The following is a 20,554-nucleotide window of genomic DNA, read 5'->3' on the forward strand; positions in this document are numbered from 1 at the left end:
AACAACACGGCGGCCGGTCCTTCCAGGGCGTCGCCGTCCGCGTCGCCCAGCGAGTCCTGGCCCTGGCCGCGGCGATCACCCGAGGGCGGCACAAAGCCCGCGGCGAGCAAGGACACCAAGTCCGGGGCGGCGGCCGCGTGATGCTCGTCTACGCCACCATCGCCGACCTCACCGGCCGACTCGACCCCATCCCCGCCAACGCCGCCGCGCTGATCCGCACCGCCTCCGCCCAGGTTCGCGATATCACCAGCAACGACCTCTACGACATCACCCCCGCCGGACTCCCCACCGACCCCGACCTACGTGACGTGCTTCGAGAAGCCACCTGCGTCCAGGTCTTGTCGTGGGTCGCTGCGGGGATCGATCCGTCGGCCGCACCGTTGCGGCCCGAGATCGCCAGCCAGAGCGCCGACGGCGGTTCGGTCAGCTACCAGCTACCCGACCCCGACCGCATCCAGCGCGCCGGTGAACGCCTGTGCCACGAAGCGGTACTGGTGCTGCGCAACGCGGGCATGGCCACCGGACGACCACTCATCTGCTGATGAACACACCCGGCTACCCGCACGGGGTCATACTCGACATCTACCGCGAGGGAGACCCCGACGCCTACGGCGATCTCCGCGACGAACACGGCCAGTTGCTGGACCGGTACGCCCGCCTGCACCACAGGATCGGGCCCTGCGCCATCTCCTGGACCACCAGCGAGATATACATCGATGGCGAAGTCATCGAGATCGCCGCATCCGTCACCGCCCCCACCGATTCCGATGTCTTCGCCACCGACCGCGCCAAGCTCGACGGTCAGCCATTCCGCATCGTCGGAGCAATCCTCGTGCCCCGCAACTCCTTCACCGGTTGGTCACCGGGTAAACGGTTCCGCATCGCCCGCGGATTTTGAGCCCGATCGACTCGGGATCGCGACCATGATCGGATAGTCCCGTTGCGCGGCCGCCGGCGCGGATCACCCTTCGCAGCCGAACCCTGGACATCCGGCGTGATCAGCAGCGATGTGTATGGACGCCAACCGAGCCGACCCGTTATGGTCGGACGCATGAGCGGCAGCGGGGGGCCTTCCGATCCCAGCCAGAATCTGTCCGTTGTGCCTGATGACGTGCAAGCGATCGGCCAGTACGTCTACAACATCGCCGACACCATGAAACAAGCCCTCGACTCCGCCGCCCGAGAGGTCGACAACCTGCTCGCGCAGGGGTGGACGGGGGACGCCGCCGCCGAATTCTCCACCGGCTGGACCGAAACCCACGACGGCGGAACACAACTCCTGCAAGCCCTGACCAGCCTCGCCGAAAAGCTCGGTGTCACCGCCGCCACCTACCGCAACACCGACACCGCCATCAGCACCGGTATCTCCAGCCTGGACCTGCCATGAGCTCGGAATTCAGCGTCGACCTCGACCAACTCGACCAGATCGTGTCCCGTCTCAACGGCCTGGCCGGGTTTCTGCGCGATCATCTGGACGAACTCGACCGCAAGGTCGCGACCCTACGGCGCGGCAGCTGGGAGTCCGCCGCGGCCAACGCCTATAGCGAGGCACACACACAGTGGCTCACGGCCGCCCGCGAATTCGCCGATGGCGTGGCCGCCATGAGCGCCGCCGCCCAGCAAGCACACGGCCGCTACACCCGCGCCGTCGACGTCAACCGCCGCATGCTGGAGTCGGGGCAGCCATGAAAGTCGACTGGCAGACCTATTACGACGCCGCCAAGAAATGCCACGACCTCGCCGACGAACTGCGCAAGGCCGACAAACCGGTCCACGACGCGGTCAAGGGCGACTGTGTCGGCATGGCCGGTGACGCCCCCGGCTGCAAACAATGGGGCGAAGCCTACGACACCGCCGCCCAGCAGACCATGCAAGCCTGCTCCAGCCTGGCCAACGCCCTCACCAACTACGGCGCCGTGCTGTATGCCAACGGCTACAACTACGGCATCGCCAACAAAAGCAATCCCGCCCCCTCACAACCTTCTATCAGCCAGGTCGGCCAGTACCAGGTCGTCATCCCATCCTCGGTGGCCGACAACGGCATCGGTTTCGACCACGACGGTGGCATCAAGGAATTCTTCGACAAACTCGTCGCCAAAATCCTCTCCGCATTCGGCAAACTCCCCAACGGCGACAAGACCAAACTCGACAAGGCCCACACCACCTGGAATACCTTCGCCAACCACGACACCATCACCAGTGCCGCCGCGCGTATTTCGGCGATCTCCGCTCTGTTCGATGGCATGGATGACGCCACCAACCGGCAACTGATCCAGGGCCACTTCGCCACCCTGAAAACCGGCGCCGATACCGTCGTCACCGCGGCCCAGAAGATGGCCGACCCGGTCGGCGACTATCGCGACGCGACCGTGGCCCTCGGCGGCGAAACTACCAGCGCGATCAACAGTGTCGAACTGACCATCGGCATCACCGCATTCGTCGGTGGTGCGCTGTTCCTGTTCAGCCTCGGTACCTCCGCCGCGGTCGCGGCCGGCGTCATCGACACCGACGTGATCGCTACCATCAACGCGATCCAGGCGTCCTACCGTGCCAGCAAAATGGCCAAGGTGCTCGGCATAGCCAGCCTCGGTCTCGGCGCTGTTGCCATCATCGACGCCTTCCACGCCCTACCCACCGTCGATCTCGACAAAGCCATCACCAACCTCGCCGCCATCATCGGCATGAAAGCCGTGATCGATGACGCCAATGATCTCGGCGATGCGGACAAGGCCGGGCAATCGACACCGACAGATCGCATCAAGGAGCACCTGACCGATCGGGACCTCGACGCGGCCAGACGTGAACTCAACGGCGAAGTCGTGGCGGAAAAGCCGGACGGGACGCCATGGGATCACGTCAATGAGGTCAAGGACGCCCAGAATGGTCTGATCAAGCGAATCGGGCAGCTCAAACGCAGATTGAGCTGGCCCAACTTGTCCGACGAGGAACGCCCGCTGGTCGAAAAGGAGCTGTCGGAGGCCAGCCGCCTGCTCGACTACAGTGAGCAGTTCGTGCCGAGGTAAATGTGTGCCGACCAGAACCAGGGACAGCGTGAACGCCGATACTTCGAACCAAACCCTAGAGCAGGTAGACGGCCTCGTCTGGCCGGACCCGCCGCCCGACGCGACGCGCGTGATGAAGACGGTGCACACATTGCGCCGCAAGCCCATTCGCCTGTTCACTGCCGAAGATCTCCGCGTCATGCTGGGACAACGGGAAGGGATATCGGTTCTCCTGCCCCGAGCGCTCGACGTACTGGAGCGCGACCCGCTGGCCGAAGGTGACTACTATCCCGGCGACCTCCTGGTAGCGGCGTTGAAGATTCCCGAAGGCGAATGGGCTGCGAACCCGAACCTCGTGACTCGCCTGCGTGCCGTGATCGATCAGCTGACGCAGCGGGACGATCTGGACATCTATTTCCCCTCCGATGACGAAATATGGTCTCGAATAACGGAATTGAAGTCCTCCGACATACTGTGACGAGCCAGCTGCGGCCGGAACTCGATGACATGCTGGAGGATTGGTGGATTACGACCCGACAGGCAATCAGTTCGACATCGCGGTCGGCGAAGGTGAGGGCACCCGGCAGGCCCTCGAACACATCGCGGCGCGCGGTGCCGAATATTGGCGTACCCGCTCGCGCCACCGGACCGGCTTCAACGCGATCTCGGTGATCGGTTATGTCGATCCTGGCGACGGCCACCAGTACGGGGTCGTCTACGCCTACGGCCATTACGCGCGCTATCGAGAGCAGGGCACCCGCTACAACGCCGCCGAACATGTCATGGCCGACTTCCTCCACGGTATCGACGAATTCTGATGCCCACCTACCCAAACGTCCACGAGGTGCTGATCGCATTGCTTGCGCCGATCGCGCCGACCGTGAAATCAAAACGGCAGGGACAACCGTTGCCCTACAACATTGTTCGCCGCATCGGCGGAGCCGAGGACGGCATCACCGACCGGCCCATCGTGCGCGTCGACACCTACGCCGCCACCGATGAACAGGCCGAACAGTTGAAAGAAGCCTGCCGCCAACGCATCACAGAATCCGGACGAACCCTCGTCGGCGGCATGCTGATCGACACCGCCCACGAAATCACCGCAGGCCACGACATCACCGCCCCGGACCCCGTCGACCACAAGCAAACGGCGGTGTACCAGTTGTCATTCCGAGCGCATTCCTGATTGTGGCTGCGCTGGTGAAACCGACGCCGGTCACAGCGAACAGCGGCGTCGAGCCGTGGGCAGGAACCGGTGAAAGCGTTCGCCAGGACGCCCATTCCTAGAGGCGGCGGCACACACCTACCATGATCGGGTTCGCTGTCGCGCGACGATTGCCAGCCCGCTGGTGTGCGACCGCGCGAACCTCGGATCATTGGTTCGCATGCTGCTCGTACCAGGTACGCAGTCGTTGCAGAGCAGAGAGCAGAGTGCCGTCGCTCAGCGCTGCGAGGATTGTGCCGTCGTTGAAGCGCTCGGCACGGATCACAGCGGTGAGCACGCGTGCGGCATCGGCGACCGGAGCAGTATCCAAGCCCCAGCCACCTGGATAAGCACTCTTGAAATCCCATTTCATCCATGGGAAGTTCACGATCGCGTCGACGTCATACAGGGCCTCGGTCATTCGATGGATCGCGTTGCTGTAGTCGACGTGCGGCATCGACAGGGAGCCGTCGGAATTCTCGAATCGCCAACTCGCTTGGGACTCGGGGTCCTCGGTGAGGATCTCATCCACGGCGGACCACAGTCGGCGCCAGGCTTCCGGCCGTGCGGCACGGAGGACGGATTCGATGGCAGGATCTTCGCTCGGGTCGGGATGGTAGGGGTTGGCCCGCAATTCGGCCTCGGCCTGCCGCACTTTGCGGTTGAATTCGTCGAACTGAGCGTTGATCCGCGCCATCTCCTCCTCGGTGTATCCGGGTGGAACGTACTCGGAGCTCCTGCCGAACAACCTTTTCCACCATCCGGCCACGATTCTTCCCTCCCGGCTCGTCTACAAACTCGCCACCATCCCACGCTGGATCATCAACCAACCCGGAGGAACCCAACCCCGCCAGCCCTACTACTGGAGCCGCGGCCTCGACGGCGGCGGTTCCGGACCCGGCTATCCCGCACCACCACCGGTCCTCGCCGCCCCCAACTGCGGGACAAACCACTGGTGGCCGTGGTTCCTGCTCGGCTGACATCCGCAGTTGGGCAACACCATTCGTCGCACGCCTCCCGGAACTGTCATGGTCGAATTCCTGGGTTACCGTCCCAACAAATACACCCTCGTCCTCAGCAGATCCGCCGCGTTCACCCAACGCTTCGAAGTCACAGGCGACCCGCTACCGGACGACACGACCTCCTGGATCGACATCTACGACACCGACGACCAACTCCTCACCACCTGGCATGCGACCACCGTCGAACCGACGGCCGTCGAGTACCTCATCGAACCCATCCACACCGATACGATCGACGCCCACACCCGAGCCGCCTACAACCTCTACTTGAACTACCCGGGCACCCGATTGCCGTACTGCTGGTTCCGCGGTCCGGTCGTCCGCGAGCAATAGATTCTCCTGGGCTGGACCCCCTTCGGGTTCAGTGGCGCGGATCGTTGATCCGGCCGTCGAAGCCAGTGGATACTTAACGCTGTTGGCCGAAGCTAAGTCGGGAGGGTTCGGCATGGTGGGCGACAAGGCTATATCCTTTCAAGCCTTGATAAGTCAGCAACAAGCGGCTGGGTTCGTAGGGCGTGAGGGCGCCCTAGCGCAGTTTCGGGCTAATCTTGCTGTGCCGATTGGGGATCCGGCGCGTCGGCTGGTGTTCTTCATTCACGGTGACGGCGGAGTCGGCAAGACATCGTTAGTGATGAGGCTGCGGGAGATCTCTGCAGATCACGGGGCGGTGACTGCATATCTGGACGAGTCGGTGTTCACTGTGCCTGATGCAATGCACGCGATTGCCGTAGAGCTGGGCCGCCAAGGACAGCCGATGAAGCGATTCACCCGCCTGTTCAAGACATACCGGCAACGGCGTCTGGAGGTCGAGACCGATCACAATGCCCCGCCGGGGACAGCAACGTTCTTGACCTCGACCGCAGTCAAGCTCGGATTGCACGCTGCGAAGGGAATACCAGGTGTCGGCGGTCTGGTCGAGGTTGTGGACGCGGCAGCGCTGGCCGAGCAAGCGGAGCAGTTCCGCAAGTTCCTGGGCACCAAATTTCGCAGCCACCAGGACGTCTTGATGTTGCTGTCCCCTGTGCAGGCTCTGACACCCGCGTTCGTTGAGGATATCGCCGAGGCAGGCAAACACAAGCCGCTAACGCTATTCTTTGATACCTACGAACGCACTAGTTCGATTCTGGATGAGTGGTTGATCGGACTGCTTGCTGGGACGTACGGGGCTTTGCCACCAAACCTAGTGATTACAATTGCTGGTCGTGCCCCTGTGGATATCACTCAGTGGGCCCACTACCTCGATGTGGTGGCGGATACGCCGTTGGCGCCATTCACAGAGGTGGAGGCGCATCAATTCCTCGCAGTACACCGAATTACTGATCCATCGCTAGTCGAGGTGATGCTGGGTGTCTCGGGTCGGCTTCCGCTGTTGCTTGCCATCCTCGCGCAGAACCGTCCACACGACCCCGCACAGCTCGGCGACCCTAGCGGCGACGCGGTTGAGCGGTTCTTGAAATGGGAGACCGACGAACACCGTCGCGCCCTCGCCGTAGTGGCAGCGCTGCCGCGCTTCGTGGACGAAGATGTCCTTTCAGTCCTGGTCGATGAGGGTGCCAACAGCAGGGAATTGTTTGCGTGGTTGCGGGCACAGCCGTTCACATCACACCTGGCGGGTCGCTGTCACTACCACGACGTGGTACGGGCCGCGATGATCCGTGTGGCTCGTGGTCAATCACCGACCCACTGGCGCGAAATACACGGGCACCTCGCCGAACAACACCGGGCGTGGCGTTTAGTTATCAGCGAACAGGACGCCTGGGGTAATCCGGAGTGGCAAGCCCACTGGATCGAAGAGATTTATCATCGGTTGTGTATCGACGCAGACGGCTCACTGCCGGATGCGTTGAGAACCTTGGTGCAGGCGAGTTCGGAAAGCGAAGCCCTGCGGGGCCAGTGGGTAGAAATGCTCACCCAAGCTGGAATCGACGCTAAGGCTGCGCCACTCCAACAGTGGGGAGAACAATTAGAAACGGCTCTGCTGGCCGATGAGGCCGAAGTAGAATTCTACAATCTGCTCGCCGGGGCGGCGGCCATACCGACTGCCGCACGTGCGGAGGTTCTGCGTCTGCGGGGACGAGTCCATCGCAGTGTCGGTCGGTACGCAATCGCGCTTGCCGACTATAACCAAGCTATCGGGCTGTGCGATAACTTCGCATTCGCCTTCGCTGGCAGGGGCGAGACCTACCGGTTGATGGGGCGATATGACGATGCTCTGGCCGACTTCGACCGCGCTATCGAACTGGACCCGCGGGACGCGTGGACTATCGTCAGCCGGGGCGAGACCCGCCAGCTGATGGGTCGATACGACGATGCTCTGGCCGACTTTACTCGCTCCTTCGAACTCGATCCCAGCTATGCGAGGGCTATCGCCGATCGTGGAGAAACCCTTCAGTTGCTTGAGCGCTTCGACGATGCTCTGGCTGATTTCGACCGCGCGATAGGACTCGACCCTGACTACACGTGGGCCATCGCCAGCCGTGGACGGACTTATCAATTGATGGGTCGCTATGCGGAAGCTCTGGCTGACTTCGACCGCGCGATAGGACTCGACCCTGACTACCCGTGGGCAATCGAGAGCCGAGGTGAAACTTATCAATTGATGGGTCGCTATGCGGAAGCTCTGGCTGACTTCGACCGCGCGATAGGACTCGACCCGGACTGGCCGTGGGCTATCGCCAGCCGTGGACGGACTTATCGATTGTTGGGTCGCTATGCGGAAGCTCTGGCTGATTTCGACCGCGCTATCGAACTCGCCCCGGACTACCCGTGGAACATCGTCAGCCGAGGTGAGACTTGCTGGTTCACGGGACGCTACGACGACGCTCTGGCTGACTTCGACCGCGCTATCGAACTGGACCCGGACTACGTGGCGGCCGTCCTCGGCCGCGGGCGGACCTACTATTTTATGGGGCGCTACAACGACGCCTTGGTCGATTTTAGCCGCGCTATCGAAATCGCCCCGGAGTATGTCGCGGCTATGACGGCCCGGGCTGAGACCTACCGGTTCATGGGACGTTACGACGACGCCCTGGCCGAGTTGACCCACGTAATCGAACTCGTGCCGGACTACGATCGGGCTCTTGCTGCCCGAGGTGAGATCTACCGAATGACGGGTCGCTTTGACGACGCTCTGGTCGATTTCGACCGCGCTATTGAGCTGGACTCGGATTATATCAGGGCTATCGTTGGTCGGGGCGAGATTTACCGTTTGATTGATCGCTGTGACGACGCTCTGGCCGATTTCGACCGCGCTATCGAACTCGCCCCCGATTATGTAGAAGCGATCGTCGGCCGAGGCGAGATCTACGGCTCTATGGAGCGTTACGGCGACGCTCTGGCCGATTTCAACAGCGCTATCGAACTCGCCCCAGACAACCCAAGGGCTATCGTCGGTAGGGGCCAGGTTTATCGTTTGATTGATCGCTGTGACGACGCTCTGGCCGATTTCGACCGCGCTATCGAACTTGTCCCGGATTATGTAGAAGCGATCGTCGGCCGAGGCGAGACCTATCGCTTCATGGGACGTTACGACGACGCCCTGGCCGAGCTGACCCGGGCTGTAGGACTCGCGCCGGACTTCCCATGGGCCATCGAGAGTCGCGGGCAGACAAGCCTGGCAATGGGGCTTGGCCAGGACGCATTGCCAGATCTCACCCGCGCTATCGAACTCGTCCCGGGCTACACCAGGGCTATTGCTAGCCGGGGTGAGATCTACCGGTTGATGGGGCGCTACGAGGACGCCTTGGTCGAGCTTACCCGAGCTACCGAGCTTGCCCCGGACTACTACTGGGTCATTGTCACAAGAGGCGAAGTCTACCAGCTGATGGGTCGCTTCGACGATGCTCTAGCCGACTTCGAGCGTGCCATTGAATTAGTCCCGGGCGATAGGAGGGCTATCGCGGGCCGAGACGAGATCTACCAATTGACGAGGCGGTACGACGCATCGAGTGAGGGGTGTCCAATTAACGACGGATCCGATTCCGGCAGTAGTTAGTTCCGGCTAGGTGGATCTGTCCTTCGAAGGTGATATGGCGTTGGTGGAGCAGATGATTCGTCGGATCTCGATATCGTAGTCGAGGAACGACATGAATACCGGCCAGGCGTTGTCCCACAACCGAACACCGCTGGTCCCATTTGGCAGAGAATTCAGCGAACCGTTTCCGTCTTTCGAGCCGCTGTAGAGCACTCCGTACCGCCCGGTATGCGACATGCGTTTGTCGGTGGAACGCGCGGGACACCTCCATACGGTGCGAAGCCCCACCATGGATTTTTTTTGAACCGCCACCGGAACTTGTCGGCCGAATTGGCGAATAGTTCGAACTTGCCTGCCATGGCTACCTCGTTCCACACCCTTGAGAAAAGTGCATCTGACAAATATCAGCGTAAGCTCCAAATCCTGGATGTTCGGCATGGACATGCGCCGGCGTCAAACGTGGTACACAACGGCGGCGAATAACGGTTCACTCTCGCCTTCCGCCAGCGCCACAGGTCCCTTGAACACCCACTTTCACTTGATGCCTTTGCGCGCCAGTCGAACTGGATTGCCGCAGTGTTCCGGCGGACACGCCTGCGCTCACCGCGAACATCTCCCGAAAGGTGAACACGCCATGTACCCAGACCACGACCAACTCGTGCCAATCCCTCGATGGAGTCGACGCCGAATTCTGGGCCTTATCGGCACCAGTGCGACGATCACCGCAACGACGAGGCTGCTCACCGGATGCTCGAATCTCTCACGCCCGCATACCGATCCGATCGAGCCGCTGCTGGTGGACAACGTGCGCGGATACACCTGCACCAGCGACGGGCGACTACGGGAATTCGGTAGTCTCCTCATCGGCGCAGACGGGCGGGTTGCCGCGGTGGACCCCGCCTCGGTTGGGGGTGTGCGGCGTATCGACGGTCGCGGACGGGCGTGCTTGCCCGGAATGCACGACGCGCACGGTCACGTCTGGGCGCTGGGTGCGGCGACGACCCAGGTGGATGTGTCGGAGTCCAAATCCCTACCCGAAGCGCTTGCGGTGATCACGGCATGGGCGCGGGCGCATCCGGAGTCACTGTGGATCCTGGGCTGGGGATGGGACCAGGGAGCGTGGGGACTGGGTCGGATGCCGACCGCCGATGACCTCGCCACGATCGATGACATATTGGATGGGCGCCCGTTATGGCTGAAACGCCGCGACAACCACGCGGGCTTGGCCAACCGGGCGGCCTTACGCGCCGCTGGGGTCCTCGGCCCCCACTACGACGACCCGCCGGGTGGACACATCGAACGAGACGCCGCCGACCGACCCACCGGAGTATTCGTCGACACCGCCAAGGCATTGATCGAGCAGGTGATCCCTGCGGCGACGCACAGCGACTACGCCGATCGGCTCCACGCCGCTCAACAGATGCTGCACCAGGCCGGTCTGACCTCGATGAGCGAAGCCTCCACCAATCCCGAGCAACTCGCGACCCTCTACGACGCCGTCAACAATGGCCGACTTACGTTGCGGCACAATGTTTTCCTCAGCTGGGAAACGTTCGACCAATTCGGTACGGCGGCTCGTATCGACTCGGTCGCCGACCATCTACTGCGGGTGCGGACTGTCAAGCTCGTGCTCGATGGCGCGCTCGGATCCTATGGAGCGGCCTTGCTGGATCCCTACAGTGACCAGCCCGGCACCTCCGGTCTGCCTCGGTTGGGACCCGACGAACTATCCTCCCGGATCCGCCGGATCATCGCCGCCGGGTACCAGGTCGCAGTGCACGCCATCGGCGATCACGCGAATCGGCTTCTGCTCAACGCTTTCGAAGACGTACTGGGTTCCTCACCCCGAACTCATCTGAGGCATCGGATCGAACACGCCCAGGTGGTCGCGCTCCGGGATTTCCCGCGCATCCAGCGGCTGGGCCTGATTGCGTCTGTGCAGCCCTCCCACGCGGTCGACGATCGGCTGATGGCCGAAAAACGCCTCGGTGCCACGCGGATGGCTGGCGCCTACGCCTGGAGGCGATTCCTCGACCAGGGCACGATCCTGGCCGCGGGCAGCGACTTCCCCGTCGCCTCCTACCGTCCATTCGACGGCTGGCACGCCGCGGTGACCCGGACCGACCACCACGGCCAACCCACCGGAGGCTGGCACGCCGAGCAGACGATGACACCCTACGAAGCGCTTCGCGCATACACCCTCGACGCAGCCAAGGCCGCTCACCAAGAGCACATCCTCGGAACGCTTCAGCCCGGCAGAATTGCCGACTTCATCATCACCGACCAGGACCCGATCCACCTCGACGCTGGCCAGCAGACTTGGCGGACCGCCGTTCTACAGACCTATGTAGGCGGACGCCTTGTCGGCGAATACGGCCAACTCTGACCACACCTGCGGCGATCCCCCAGTTCAGACCGTCCAGGCCAACGCTCCGGGAATACCAACTCTTCGGCTCACACCACCCACTATCCCAGCGCTTCTGGTGGATTCTCCAGCGATTCCGACCGTCCGAGGTGCCGCAACGATGAAGACGATGCCCGAATTCGAGAAGGCAGAAACAGGGCTCCGTTCAGGAGAACCTCCTCAAGACGCACCCCCGGCCGCTCATCATATGCGCGGTTAATATTCGCACCGAACTTACGGCACGCCGATGCCGCCCCGCATGTACGCCGACAGAAATCTCCGTAGCAGTAATTCGACAAACTCACTGGTGCAAGTAAGTTTCTGAATCTCTTCGGTCGTAATGACCAGCACCTTAATGCCTCTCGCCAGAGCGCTTACCCCCAGGGAGTGCGCATAGGTATGATCCCGCGCCTCCCCCGTAATGCCATTTGCTGCAATAAGTATGCCCGCTTCAACCCTGCGGTTATCGAGTATATTTATGAAGTATCCAAGAGTGCTACTGTCAACTGGCTGACTCCAGTCCTTGCATTCGACAAGTATCACGTGAGGAAGCGCATGCAATCCGTCCTGATGCTTTCCATTGCAAACGCCGACGTCGATCTGCTCGCTACGGAAATGACTCACCCCATTCCGTTCGGCGAGACATCCCGGAATGCATTCGAACAAATAGAAGGCAAGCGCTTCGAGCGCTTTGCCCTGAGTGTCAGTATCCGGCGCGGTTCGTGCGACGTCGAGATAGTGTCGGACTATGGCGGGATCCAGTTCCGTCATTGACCATGCACCAGCTGATTGCGGGTATGCGCAAGGAAGGAACCCAAGCGGTCCGGTTCTACGCTGGCGACGAAGTCCATAAGACTCAAAGCCAATATTTGGGGGTAATCGGGCGAAAAGTTAGGCGTCGATGCGCCGGGCAGTTCGTCAAAGAGAATCAAGCCGATGGATTGGCTGTTGTTCCGCATATATTTGGACAATTGCCGCCGCGCGCCATCAAGCGAGCCTTCCTCGCCTCCGAACTTCTTTATCTCAACAAGAACGGTTTCCCGAATACCGGGATGCGTGAAAGCTAGTTCGATTGCCCCGGATTCCCCCCGCGCCTCTCTTTGAACAAGAGCACCTTGGGACTGTAGCATCTTCTCGATATAGGTGGCTATCTGGGACTCGGTGTACTCCTGTCGAGAATTCCTACGAAATACTCGGTCCAGTTCCGCTTTGATCGCCTCTTCATTCCACAGTCTTTTAATCTCATCGGCACTTCTGTCCGCCCGCTGGACATCGTAGAACTTCCACAGCGCTGATGTTGAGGCATCCCTTGAGAGCGGGGCCAAGAATAGTCCGATATGCAACCGCAAGGCATCTGCATTGTCGATACGCGTTCTGACCTGCACAAGATCTCCCAATGCCGGGAGCGGAGGCTCATCAGGAGAGGTGATAACTAGCACAGGGAGGTTACGTGCGGCCGCTATACCAATCTCAAGAAATATGGCAGCCCTCACGCCACTGTTCTCCGCCGCATCGTCCGGGATGATGGCAATCCCAAAATCGAAATCTTCGAGAGGCACTCGAAGTAGATCAACTCCCGGCCCAAGGATCGAGGTTGACTCAGATTCGGCGTGCAGATCGGCAAGAACCTCGTGCAACACCCCCAGATCGAGCGACGCCGATGCCATGATGAGACAACGCATAAACAGATCGTACTCATCCGGCTCCGTAAAGGATCGCTCGACCACGAGCCCGGCTCCCCCTTGTCAGCAAAATAAGACGGTAGTGCCACAACTGCAAACGACGGTGATGCGGTGAACACCACGTCCATGAGACCGACGCCCCTCCAGAGCTTCAGCATCCTGTATCTGTCTGCTGGTCGAAGTTGTGGCTCTATGAGGATCAACGGTCAGGTAGGGCCTGGGCTTCTGCAAGATTCGTGGAACTTTGCGAGTTGACTCAAACGTGCCAGGTTTGATTGAGCGACGTGCTGCGCTTAGCCACCTACCGCGCTGACCGGATCGGTCAGCGCACGGCGTCGGCGACACAACTGGAGTCCCCGTCCAGACATCAAAGGGGCTCAGTAGCCGACCGGCAATAGCCGGAGGCTTGTCGTCTGCCTCAGCTGATACGGCAACCTGCGATACCCCAGTTCACTCCGCCTCGTGATTATGTTTCTGCAGAAACTGGAGTGCGCTCGCCCACCAGCTTTCCAGACGTTCCCCGTGTGAGAGCGCCACGATTACCGTGCCGGGCGAAAGTTGTTCATCCGCTGCGCCTTTCAATGCGACAGCTTCGATGAAGGCGATGTCGCCGACAGCAGCGCGATCGTGTTCATGCCACCTTCGCAGATCTTCGATCGGCGAATAATCGGCCAACGGATGGACGGGTGGTCGCACCGTGTCGAGAAGAGTCGGGAGCACTTCGAGGTCACCGAAGATGTTGTCGAGGTCCTTGCCGGTATGGGTTTCCAGGTAGAATACGGTGACGCCGATCGACGGCAGCAGCGGAGCCATCCGTGTGTGCCTGGTCAACAGCTGTGTCAGTTCGAATGTTGTCCGCTGCTTGAATGCGGAAGATTCACCTGGCCGTGTCGGTAGCGGGCCCAAGTTGACGGCGAGGCCGTATTCGAGCAATCTGTGCAGCGCTACGTTGGTCGTGGGTAAGCCGAAGCGATCACGGAAGCGCTTGTCTGCGTGGGTGAACACCACGGCCGACGACAACTGGTCAGTGAGCCCCAAAAAGGTCAGCTGGTATCCCAACCGCTGTCGGACATAATCACGAAGGGTGTATTCGCGGATGGTGTTTTCATCCAAACCGGCAGCCTGTAAAAAGTCCGCGGAAACTCCCTCGTAATAGTAACTGTCTTCATCGAGGTCACTGTGCAGGGCCAGCTGCCAGTTGGCTTCGCCGACATTCCAACGGCAATCGAGACTATCGACTCGCCGAAGCCCTTCATTAATCCGCGCCACCGTTTGCGCGGTCACCCAGATCGACGGTTCGTCCGCATCGTGGGCGAGGCGTGCGAACAGCATCTTAACTTGCCGGTCATCGGTGTACACGATCGGATCGCCATGCTGACCTCCGAGCTCGTCCAACAACCACTTGCAGTACTTGTCGATCCGAGCGGGATCACGCAGTGTCGTGCGCATCGTGATATCGACTGCTAGGTCCGCGCGTGACCGAGGCCATCTGCCGCCGTACTTCCCGTCCAACCGGTGCCACGTGGCGGCATCGCGGAGCAGCAGGTCACGTAGTTCTCGCTTGCGGGCTTTTCCCTTCGCCCCCTTCGTCATTGGGTTTTGTTCGAGGCGCAGCAGCAGCGTCGATACCAACCGGTGTGTGTCCTTGAGACGCAAGCCGGCTTCGGTAGTCCAGTAGGACCCCTCGTACATCGCTCAATACGAGCACGTCGTACGGCCCGAGACAAGTCAAATTCGACCGGGCTGCTCGGCAGGGTGAGAACGGGGCGAGGAAGGCGACGACTGCGAGATACAGGAATATCCGCACCGCGTATCGGTCATCCGGTGCGATTCGTCAGTGCGATGTCAGTACTAGCTCGTCATCAGGAATGTCAGAGCTGCATATTCCCCAGCATGGTGCTGAACTGGTTCAGCCAGTCTGCGGCGTAGGCGTGGATGTTCCCGGCTGGCTCCCCGTCCTTGGTCGCCATCGATATCAGCAGCGCTTGGGCGAGCGCCAGTTGTCCGACTATCAGCATTTCGGAGTCGACCGCGTTGGGGCCGGTGAGACGCGCCTGAACGTATTCGCCCACGGCCTGAACCTCTTCCTCGCTCTCGGCCGCCATGTATACGGCCAAGAACTCGACGGCGACGCGAATGGCTTCCACGAGACTGGGAGAAGATTCCGTCATGCTGCGACGGTAGGAGCTGCGACGGTTCAAGTGATCGCGACACGCTTGTTGGATTGACATTGCAGTGACGAACCCGCAGGTCAGGCCACTGACATTTCCGTGGCGAAAACCACTGACACTGAGTGGCGAACCCGCTGGTCAGCTACTGACATCCTGATGGCGAGGCGCAATCCGGGAATACGGCGTCCGTCAATCAACAGCGCGACGATCCGTTCTACTTCCGTACTGCTGTCGGCCGGAGTTGACATGAGAATTTCCCGCAACTGTGGCAAACAACAATGTTTGGGTAGCGGCAGGTTCGCCACCAACTCTGTGTTCTGAGTTGGCCTCAAGGGGTGGTCCTACTGAAACCGCGTATCACACAGCTTCTGTACTCTCTATTTACTCTCTACTTTCACTGAGATACAGCCGAATCAAGCTGAATCCGAACGCATCTCGACTCCATGATGTGATTCAATATTCTTCCTGGTAAACGTATAAAAACGCATCTATCCGAACATGGCCGAATGGTTTCGGCAGCCGTGGACTGCGAATCCATTGGTCGCGGGTTCGAGCCCCGCCCGCCCCACTCGATCGAGGGCGTGCCTGCTCGGCGGGCACGCCTTCGGGGTGGGCGATCATCGTCGTGTTTTGTGGGGGCCGCGCCCCCACGCCCCCGGCCGGGGGCGAGCCCCCGGACCCCCGGATCTTGTGGTCATCCTGTGCGGTGACGTTACCTGTCGGCGTGTTGGTTCTGCGGTGTTAGGCCCGCAGACACCTCTCTGGGCTGCGGAAACCGCGAGTTGAAGAACGAGTTCACTGCCGAGCTGTGTCGGGAGAACCGCAGTAAGAACACCTCGATGGTTATCTGGTCCGGATCGATTACTTCGTCTAGTACCTGGTCGAGAACAACCTGCCGACGTTGGCGCCCGAGGTCACACGCGATCATCTCGGATCGTTCATCGAGTCCTTGCTGACGCGGCCGAACGAGCGGACGGGCAAGCCGCTGTCGGCCGAGTACGCGCGAGGTCATTACCGGGCACTTGAGCAGTTCTTCAAATACCTTGTGGCAGAGGACATCATCTCCTCGAATCCATTCGACAAGATGACCTTGCCCGACGCGCCGGAAGTACTTGTAGCCGACGAGAGGGCTAAGGCAGCCCACCGTCGCGCTCGTCTCGGCGACAAGCTGTAGTGGGCACGACTCCCTGTTTGGGATCCGTTGCGACACAAGATGGTTCGATCGAGCTTGTGGATGTGTCGAGCTTGTCTTCGGTGAACAATCACGACGTTCGCGAGTGGTCGGAGAGAATCGACATATGACTGGGCTTTCGTTGACGACCGAGCGACGGGACGAACTGGCCGCACTGCTGGGGGACGAGCAACGACTCCGAACCGAGTATCCGAAAGTCGCTGATTATCTCGATATGGCACCTCAGCTACCCGGAACCGGTGATGACGTTGCCGATGCGGCGTTCGATCTGCGATTCGTGCACTTCATGACCGGCGGTTCGACGACATCGGCGAACCCGTACTGGGACATCGTCGGCCCATCGGTCACCGGCACCGAACAGCGAAGGGTCGTCAACGGTGGTCGGCCGAACGGCAATGCACGACTCGGCTACGCACAGATGATCCTGCAAGCCGTATACGCATACGCGATCCCATCCCCCGAAACCCTGTCGTGGATAAAGGAATTCACCGAAGGGCAAAGCATTCTCGAAATCGGCGCGGGCCGCGGCTATCGGGCCAACCAACTGACAAAGCACGACGTGGCAGTATCGGCATTCGACTCCGAACCACCGGACCAGACCGCGAACGTGTCTTTCCCATCTGCCGCCGGACAACTCGATGTCTGGTATCCGGTCGGCACCCTCGACAACCTCACCGCCGAACAGCAGAAAGACAGCGTTCTGTTCCTGTGCTGGCCACCGGGATGGGGCGATGCAATTGCATCCCGAGCACTCCACGCCTTCGAAAACGCCGGCGGCGAACGCCTGATCTTCATCGGAGAACCCAAGGGCAGCAAAACCGGAGACGACGCCTACTTCGACAGACTCAACACCTCCTGGCAATTGAAATCCCAAGACACACAATACGTTTCCTGGTGGAACCTCGGCGACATCGCCCAAGGATGGGTACGCCGAGGCTAACTCCGGGGTGACCGCGGGCCAGGTGGGGGAGGTGTTGCAGGCGGTGTGGGCGGCGTTTCCGGGCTACACGTTTCATGACGTGCAGCGCGCGCCGGGTGTTGTCGCGGATACGAGGCGTCCGGGGACCTGGTTGTTGCAGTGGCTGGATGGTCCGGATGGGTGGGCCGCATTGTTTGTTGATCGCGGGCAGCCGGTGCCGGGCGTGACCGTGCGGGCGACGCGAGACAGCCTGCATATCTCTCCCGAGTAGTGGAGAAAGCCTCTGCACTGGACTGGCCGAGGGGTGGGCGAAGTGGATGAGTGCGGGGTTCGGCCGTGTTCAATTGTTCTCCCGTAGATGCGCGAACCGGTGCCAGCTGGTTGTGTAACTGCCCTCAATTCTACTGGGGTAGAATAGTTTTACGGATTATCGGATTCGGATAGTTGCGAATTCCATTCCGCGACTGATTATTCGGCTACTCGCCTGACAGCGCGACGATTCGGGTTGTGTGAATCGTCTAGGGCTGCTGGAGATATCAGTGTGCCGCGACAGCCTTCTGGAATATCGTTTACGGCTTCCGTAGAAAACCGGTGGGATCGGCGGGATCCCGGTCGACGACCGGACCGGGCGGCCATACCATGTTCGCGCCTCGGTCCGCGATCGGCGATGCACCGCAGTATATTTCGTGTCGCAAACAGCGCTGAATGCGGAATTGTGGAGTGTTCGTTCACGACCGGACGAGTCGACGCGCGGTAGAGTCGACGTACATGGTGTTGGGAGTGGTGTTGGTAACCGGTTCCTCCGGTGTTGTCGGTGCTGCGGTCGCACATGAAATGCATACCGCGGGTTGGCAAGTGCGTGGGTGGGACCAGCGCCCGGGGCGTTGGACGACCTACTGCGGCGATTTGCGCGATGCGGAGCTTCGAAAACGTGCTGTCGACGGTGTGGACGTCGTAGTACACGTGGCCGCCCTGCATGCCCCGCACGTCGGTTCGGTTCCCGATAGCGAATTCCGGGCGGTCAATGTCGATGCCACCGCCGATTTGCTCGCGCGAGCGGCCGACTGCGGTGTGCGGAGGGTGATTTACACCAGTTCCACCTCGGTGTACGGGCATGCGCTGGTACCCGATGATCGTGCGGTCTGGGTCGACGAGTCACTCCGGACCGAGCCACGCGATATCTACGACGAAACCAAATTCGCGGCAGAGAATCTGGTCCGGGCGCCCGATCACCCGTTCTCGACGATCGTGTTGCGCATCGCCCGATGCTTTCCCGAGCCGCTGGCTGTTCAAGCCGCGCACCGGCTCTACCGTGGGGTCGACGTCCGCGATGTTGCCAGCGCGCACCGACTGGCCGCCGAACGCCCCACGGTGACCGGCCTGTTCAACATCGCCGGTCCAATGGTGTTCCGCCCCAACGACACACGGCAGTTGTGGCGCGATGCCACGGCGCTACTCACCCACCGGGCACCGGAGACGGTGGCGTTGTTCCGGCGGCGGGGCTGGCCTCTACCGGCTCGGATCGACCGGGTTTACGACTCCGGCAAGGCGGAGCGAAAGCTGGGCTATCGTCCCGTTCATGATGTCGCGGCACTCGCGGCTACACCCGTAACCGCACCGGGTGCAACTCCACCGTAGACAGCACCGACATCCGCTCGTCGGCATGTGCGAACGTCTTGCGCCGCAGTCGGTTTCGCTTCATCGGAGCGCCCGACCGCGGCAAGACACCGGTATTCGCTTCCGGTGAGCTCAGTACGAGGCCGATCGATGGTCAAGTAGCCTGCGGTATAGGAAGATTCGTCCATGACCACTATCGATCCCGATCAGAACGTTGTGACTCTGGTCAACGTTTTCACCGTCGAACCCGCCGACCAGCAGCGGCTCCTCGACCTGCTCGACCGAGCGACCGAGGATGTGATGCAGCACCTGCCGGGGTTCGTCTCTGCCAACCTACATGCCGGCCTCGACGGTACCCATGTCGTGAACTATGCCCAGTGGCGGAGCGTCGAGGACTTCCAGGCCATGCTCGAATCCCCCCTCGTGCGCGAACACATGGACGCGGCAGCCGAGCTGGCCACAGTCGAGCCCAACCTGTATCGCGTGCACAAGACGTTTCTCGCGCGGCAGTAGTCGGCATCCGCCGTCGATATCGTTTGTCCCAGTCGGGTACTCGACCGCCGCATCACTTGTGTCGACTGTAGGCAGCCGTTCGGGTGGTCCTGTCCACTTCCGGGATGTCATCGGTGAGGCCAGCGTGAATCGAGGCGCGGTTACACCTGATGCGGCCAGGCGATGAAGAACGCCACGCCTGGCCGGCGGCTGCTCGAATGAGTATGCAGAAGTGGGCCGCTACGACTTCGGGGTGTCGGTGAGCGTGCCTGAGATCTTGCTGTCGTCGCTCGTGCCCCGAAAATCGTCCGGGCTACACGATCCCAGCTTCAGGCTCGTGACCTGACCGTCGAACGTTATCGTGCTTTTCTTTCCGAGCAGAGACAGAGTGCCCTCGACGTCAACTTTTGCGTCACCGCCCTTCGAAGGAACGACTATCGAACCTTTCGTCATTTTGAATATTTCTTCATCACCGTTGGCGTCCTTGTCGTCGGTTCCCACCTTGGAAAGCGAGATTTCACAGTCGCTACCGTTCGAATGGAACTGGAGGTCATCCCTGTTCAAAGGATCATCGATGGGCAACTCGACGCAGCTGGAATCGCTGTCGGAGGTGTATTTGAGGTCAGACTTGACGGTGAATTCCTCGTCGCCTTTGTTCCGTGTCACCGAGATCGGGGTGTTCTCGGCGATCGTGCACGTAGTCGTCTTCGCGCCCGGCTTCTCCGCCATCGCGGCAGGGGCGGCGACCGCGCTGTAGCCGAGTGCCCAGACGCTCAGCAGCACCGCGGCGGCCGGGGCGAACCGGCCCGGTCCGGTGTGACGGGAACGTGGCGAACTCGCCGGTGCCTGTGCTTTCGATCGTTCGATTTCCATGCA

The 20,554-nt window shown here is 61.1% G+C and carries 23 protein-coding genes and 1 tRNA gene; 18 read left to right on the plus strand and 6 right to left on the minus strand.

Annotated features, from left to right (window positions below; all coding sequences use genetic code 11):
- The 8 genes from LGY53_RS35530 to LGY53_RS35565 form a co-directional block, all read left to right on the plus strand.
- A partial coding sequence (locus LGY53_RS35530) for a hypothetical protein (protein ID WP_225731087.1) occupies positions 1-542 on the plus strand: 542 nt, incomplete at its 5' end.
- Entirely contained in the window at positions 542-898 is a 357-nt protein-coding gene (locus LGY53_RS35535; RefSeq protein WP_225731088.1) for a hypothetical protein, read from the plus strand. The genes LGY53_RS35530 and LGY53_RS35535, both read left to right, overlap by 1 nt.
- Positions 899-1,051: 153 nt before the next feature.
- Entirely contained in the window at positions 1,052-1,387 is a 336-nt protein-coding gene (locus LGY53_RS35540) for a WXG100 family type VII secretion target (RefSeq protein WP_225731089.1), read from the plus strand.
- Positions 1,384-1,689 (plus strand): WXG100 family type VII secretion target, encoded by a 306-nt coding sequence (locus LGY53_RS35545; RefSeq protein WP_225731090.1) that lies wholly within the window; start codon positions 1,384-1,386, stop codon positions 1,687-1,689. The genes LGY53_RS35540 and LGY53_RS35545 overlap by 4 nt, the downstream gene beginning before the upstream one ends.
- Positions 1,686-3,023, plus strand: coding sequence for a polymorphic toxin type 28 domain-containing protein (locus tag LGY53_RS35550; RefSeq protein ID WP_225731091.1), 1,338 nt, complete (start codon positions 1,686-1,688; stop codon positions 3,021-3,023). The genes LGY53_RS35545 and LGY53_RS35550 overlap by 4 nt, the downstream gene beginning before the upstream one ends.
- A gap of 4 nt (positions 3,024-3,027) precedes the next feature.
- The gene (locus LGY53_RS35555) at positions 3,028-3,480 is read left to right on the plus strand and encodes a contact-dependent growth inhibition system immunity protein (protein WP_225731092.1); all 453 of its coding nucleotides are present in this window, start codon (positions 3,028-3,030) and stop codon (positions 3,478-3,480) included.
- A 43-nt stretch (positions 3,481-3,523) separates the two neighbouring features.
- The gene (locus LGY53_RS35560; protein ID WP_225731093.1) at positions 3,524-3,820 is read left to right on the plus strand and encodes a hypothetical protein; all 297 of its coding nucleotides are present in this window, start codon (positions 3,524-3,526) and stop codon (positions 3,818-3,820) included.
- Positions 3,821-3,846: 26 nt separating this feature from the next.
- Complete coding sequence (locus LGY53_RS35565; protein WP_225731094.1) at positions 3,847-4,188, plus strand: hypothetical protein; 342 nt, start codon at positions 3,847-3,849, stop codon at positions 4,186-4,188.
- A 187-nt stretch (positions 4,189-4,375) separates the two neighbouring features.
- Here the strand turns inward: LGY53_RS35565 and LGY53_RS35570 are convergent, their stop codons facing one another.
- Positions 4,376-4,903: a DUF6508 domain-containing protein gene (locus LGY53_RS35570; protein ID WP_225731095.1), complete on the minus strand. Its 528-nt coding sequence runs from the start codon at positions 4,901-4,903 to the stop codon at positions 4,376-4,378.
- Between LGY53_RS35570 and LGY53_RS35575 the strand changes: the two genes are divergently transcribed.
- The 4 genes from LGY53_RS35575 to LGY53_RS35595 all read left to right on the plus strand — a co-directional run bounded on the left by LGY53_RS35575 (position 4,890) and on the right by LGY53_RS35595 (position 11,587).
- Positions 4,890-5,186: a hypothetical protein gene (locus LGY53_RS35575; protein WP_225731096.1), complete on the plus strand. Its 297-nt coding sequence runs from the start codon at positions 4,890-4,892 to the stop codon at positions 5,184-5,186. The two genes, LGY53_RS35570 and LGY53_RS35575, sit on opposite strands and share 14 nt — an antisense overlap.
- Positions 5,187-5,234: 48 nt before the next feature.
- Positions 5,235-5,561, plus strand: a complete 327-nt coding sequence (locus tag LGY53_RS35580) for a hypothetical protein (RefSeq protein WP_225731097.1) — start codon at positions 5,235-5,237, stop codon at positions 5,559-5,561.
- A gap of 31 nt (positions 5,562-5,592) precedes the next feature.
- Positions 5,593-9,222, plus strand: a complete 3,630-nt coding sequence (locus LGY53_RS35585; protein ID WP_225731098.1) for a tetratricopeptide repeat protein — start codon at positions 5,593-5,595, stop codon at positions 9,220-9,222.
- Between the two features lie 406 nt (positions 9,223-9,628).
- Complete coding sequence (locus LGY53_RS35595) at positions 9,629-11,587, plus strand: amidohydrolase (RefSeq protein WP_225731099.1); 1,959 nt, start codon at positions 9,629-9,631, stop codon at positions 11,585-11,587.
- A gap of 252 nt (positions 11,588-11,839) precedes the next feature.
- Here LGY53_RS35595 and LGY53_RS44510 read toward each other — a convergent pair whose 3' ends face one another.
- The 4 genes from LGY53_RS44510 to LGY53_RS35615 all read right to left on the minus strand — a co-directional run bounded on the left by LGY53_RS44510 (position 11,840) and on the right by LGY53_RS35615 (position 15,458).
- Positions 11,840-12,376 (minus strand): restriction endonuclease, encoded by a 537-nt coding sequence (locus LGY53_RS44510; RefSeq protein ID WP_225731100.1) that lies wholly within the window; start codon positions 12,374-12,376, stop codon positions 11,840-11,842.
- Positions 12,373-13,332 (minus strand): hypothetical protein, encoded by a 960-nt coding sequence (locus tag LGY53_RS35605; protein WP_225731101.1) that lies wholly within the window; start codon positions 13,330-13,332, stop codon positions 12,373-12,375. The genes LGY53_RS44510 and LGY53_RS35605 overlap by 4 nt, the downstream gene beginning before the upstream one ends.
- Positions 13,333-13,737: 405 nt before the next feature.
- Positions 13,738-14,979: a hypothetical protein gene (locus tag LGY53_RS35610; protein WP_225731102.1), complete on the minus strand. Its 1,242-nt coding sequence runs from the start codon at positions 14,977-14,979 to the stop codon at positions 13,738-13,740.
- 179 nt (positions 14,980-15,158) lie between these two features.
- Positions 15,159-15,458: a hypothetical protein gene (locus LGY53_RS35615; RefSeq protein WP_225731103.1), complete on the minus strand. Its 300-nt coding sequence runs from the start codon at positions 15,456-15,458 to the stop codon at positions 15,159-15,161.
- Positions 15,459-15,958: 500 nt separating this feature from the next.
- Here LGY53_RS35615 and LGY53_RS35620 point away from each other — a divergent pair.
- The 6 genes from LGY53_RS35620 to LGY53_RS35645 all read left to right on the plus strand — a co-directional run bounded on the left by LGY53_RS35620 (position 15,959) and on the right by LGY53_RS35645 (position 19,699).
- Positions 15,959-16,026 (plus strand) — tRNA-Arg (locus LGY53_RS35620).
- 333 nt (positions 16,027-16,359) lie between these two features.
- Entirely contained in the window at positions 16,360-16,632 is a 273-nt protein-coding gene (locus LGY53_RS35625) for a hypothetical protein (protein WP_225731104.1), read from the plus strand.
- 124 nt (positions 16,633-16,756) lie between these two features.
- Complete coding sequence (locus tag LGY53_RS35630; RefSeq protein WP_225731105.1) at positions 16,757-17,590, plus strand: hypothetical protein; 834 nt, start codon at positions 16,757-16,759, stop codon at positions 17,588-17,590.
- A 31-nt stretch (positions 17,591-17,621) separates the two neighbouring features.
- Entirely contained in the window at positions 17,622-17,840 is a 219-nt protein-coding gene (locus LGY53_RS35635) for a hypothetical protein (RefSeq protein ID WP_225731106.1), read from the plus strand.
- A gap of 497 nt (positions 17,841-18,337) precedes the next feature.
- Positions 18,338-19,207, plus strand: coding sequence for an NAD(P)-dependent oxidoreductase (locus LGY53_RS35640; protein WP_225731107.1), 870 nt, complete (start codon positions 18,338-18,340; stop codon positions 19,205-19,207).
- Positions 19,208-19,372: 165 nt separating this feature from the next.
- Positions 19,373-19,699, plus strand: coding sequence for an antibiotic biosynthesis monooxygenase (locus LGY53_RS35645; RefSeq protein WP_225731108.1), 327 nt, complete (start codon positions 19,373-19,375; stop codon positions 19,697-19,699).
- A 219-nt stretch (positions 19,700-19,918) separates the two neighbouring features.
- On the opposite strand, the gene LGY53_RS35650 is transcribed toward LGY53_RS35645, so the two are convergent.
- Entirely contained in the window at positions 19,919-20,551 is a 633-nt protein-coding gene (locus tag LGY53_RS35650) for a hypothetical protein (protein WP_225731109.1), read from the minus strand.
- Between the last annotated feature and the right edge of the window lie 3 nt (positions 20,552-20,554).

This window comes from Nocardia sp. JCM 34519.1 (genome assembly GCF_020361265.1).
Classification (GTDB): domain Bacteria; phylum Actinomycetota; class Actinomycetes; order Mycobacteriales; family Mycobacteriaceae; genus Nocardia; species Nocardia arthritidis_A.

Coding starts and splice junctions, on each gene's coding strand:
- LGY53_RS35630 (WP_225731105.1), top strand. CDS start 16,757: ATGACTGGGCTTTCGTTGACGACCGAGCGACGGGACGAACTGGCCGCA.
- LGY53_RS35595 (WP_225731099.1), top strand. CDS start 9,629: ATGTTCGGCATGGACATGCGCCGGCGTCAAACGTGGTACACAACGGCG.
- LGY53_RS35640 (WP_225731107.1), top strand. CDS start 18,338: ATGGTGTTGGGAGTGGTGTTGGTAACCGGTTCCTCCGGTGTTGTCGGT.
- LGY53_RS35570 (WP_225731095.1), bottom strand. CDS start 4,903: ATGGCGCGGATCAACGCTCAGTTCGACGAATTCAACCGCAAAGTGCGG.
- LGY53_RS35545 (WP_225731090.1), top strand. CDS start 1,384: ATGAGCTCGGAATTCAGCGTCGACCTCGACCAACTCGACCAGATCGTG.
- LGY53_RS35645 (WP_225731108.1), top strand. CDS start 19,373: ATGACCACTATCGATCCCGATCAGAACGTTGTGACTCTGGTCAACGTT.
- LGY53_RS35550 (WP_225731091.1), top strand. CDS start 1,686: ATGAAAGTCGACTGGCAGACCTATTACGACGCCGCCAAGAAATGCCAC.
- LGY53_RS35540 (WP_225731089.1), top strand. CDS start 1,052: ATGAGCGGCAGCGGGGGGCCTTCCGATCCCAGCCAGAATCTGTCCGTT.
- LGY53_RS35580 (WP_225731097.1), top strand. CDS start 5,235: ATGGTCGAATTCCTGGGTTACCGTCCCAACAAATACACCCTCGTCCTC.
- LGY53_RS35650 (WP_225731109.1), bottom strand. CDS start 20,551: ATGGAAATCGAACGATCGAAAGCACAGGCACCGGCGAGTTCGCCACGT.
- LGY53_RS44510 (WP_225731100.1), bottom strand. CDS start 12,376: ATGACGGAACTGGATCCCGCCATAGTCCGACACTATCTCGACGTCGCA.
- LGY53_RS35610 (WP_225731102.1), bottom strand. CDS start 14,979: ATGTACGAGGGGTCCTACTGGACTACCGAAGCCGGCTTGCGTCTCAAG.
- LGY53_RS35535 (WP_225731088.1), top strand. CDS start 542: ATGAACACACCCGGCTACCCGCACGGGGTCATACTCGACATCTACCGC.
- LGY53_RS35615 (WP_225731103.1), bottom strand. CDS start 15,458: ATGACGGAATCTTCTCCCAGTCTCGTGGAAGCCATTCGCGTCGCCGTC.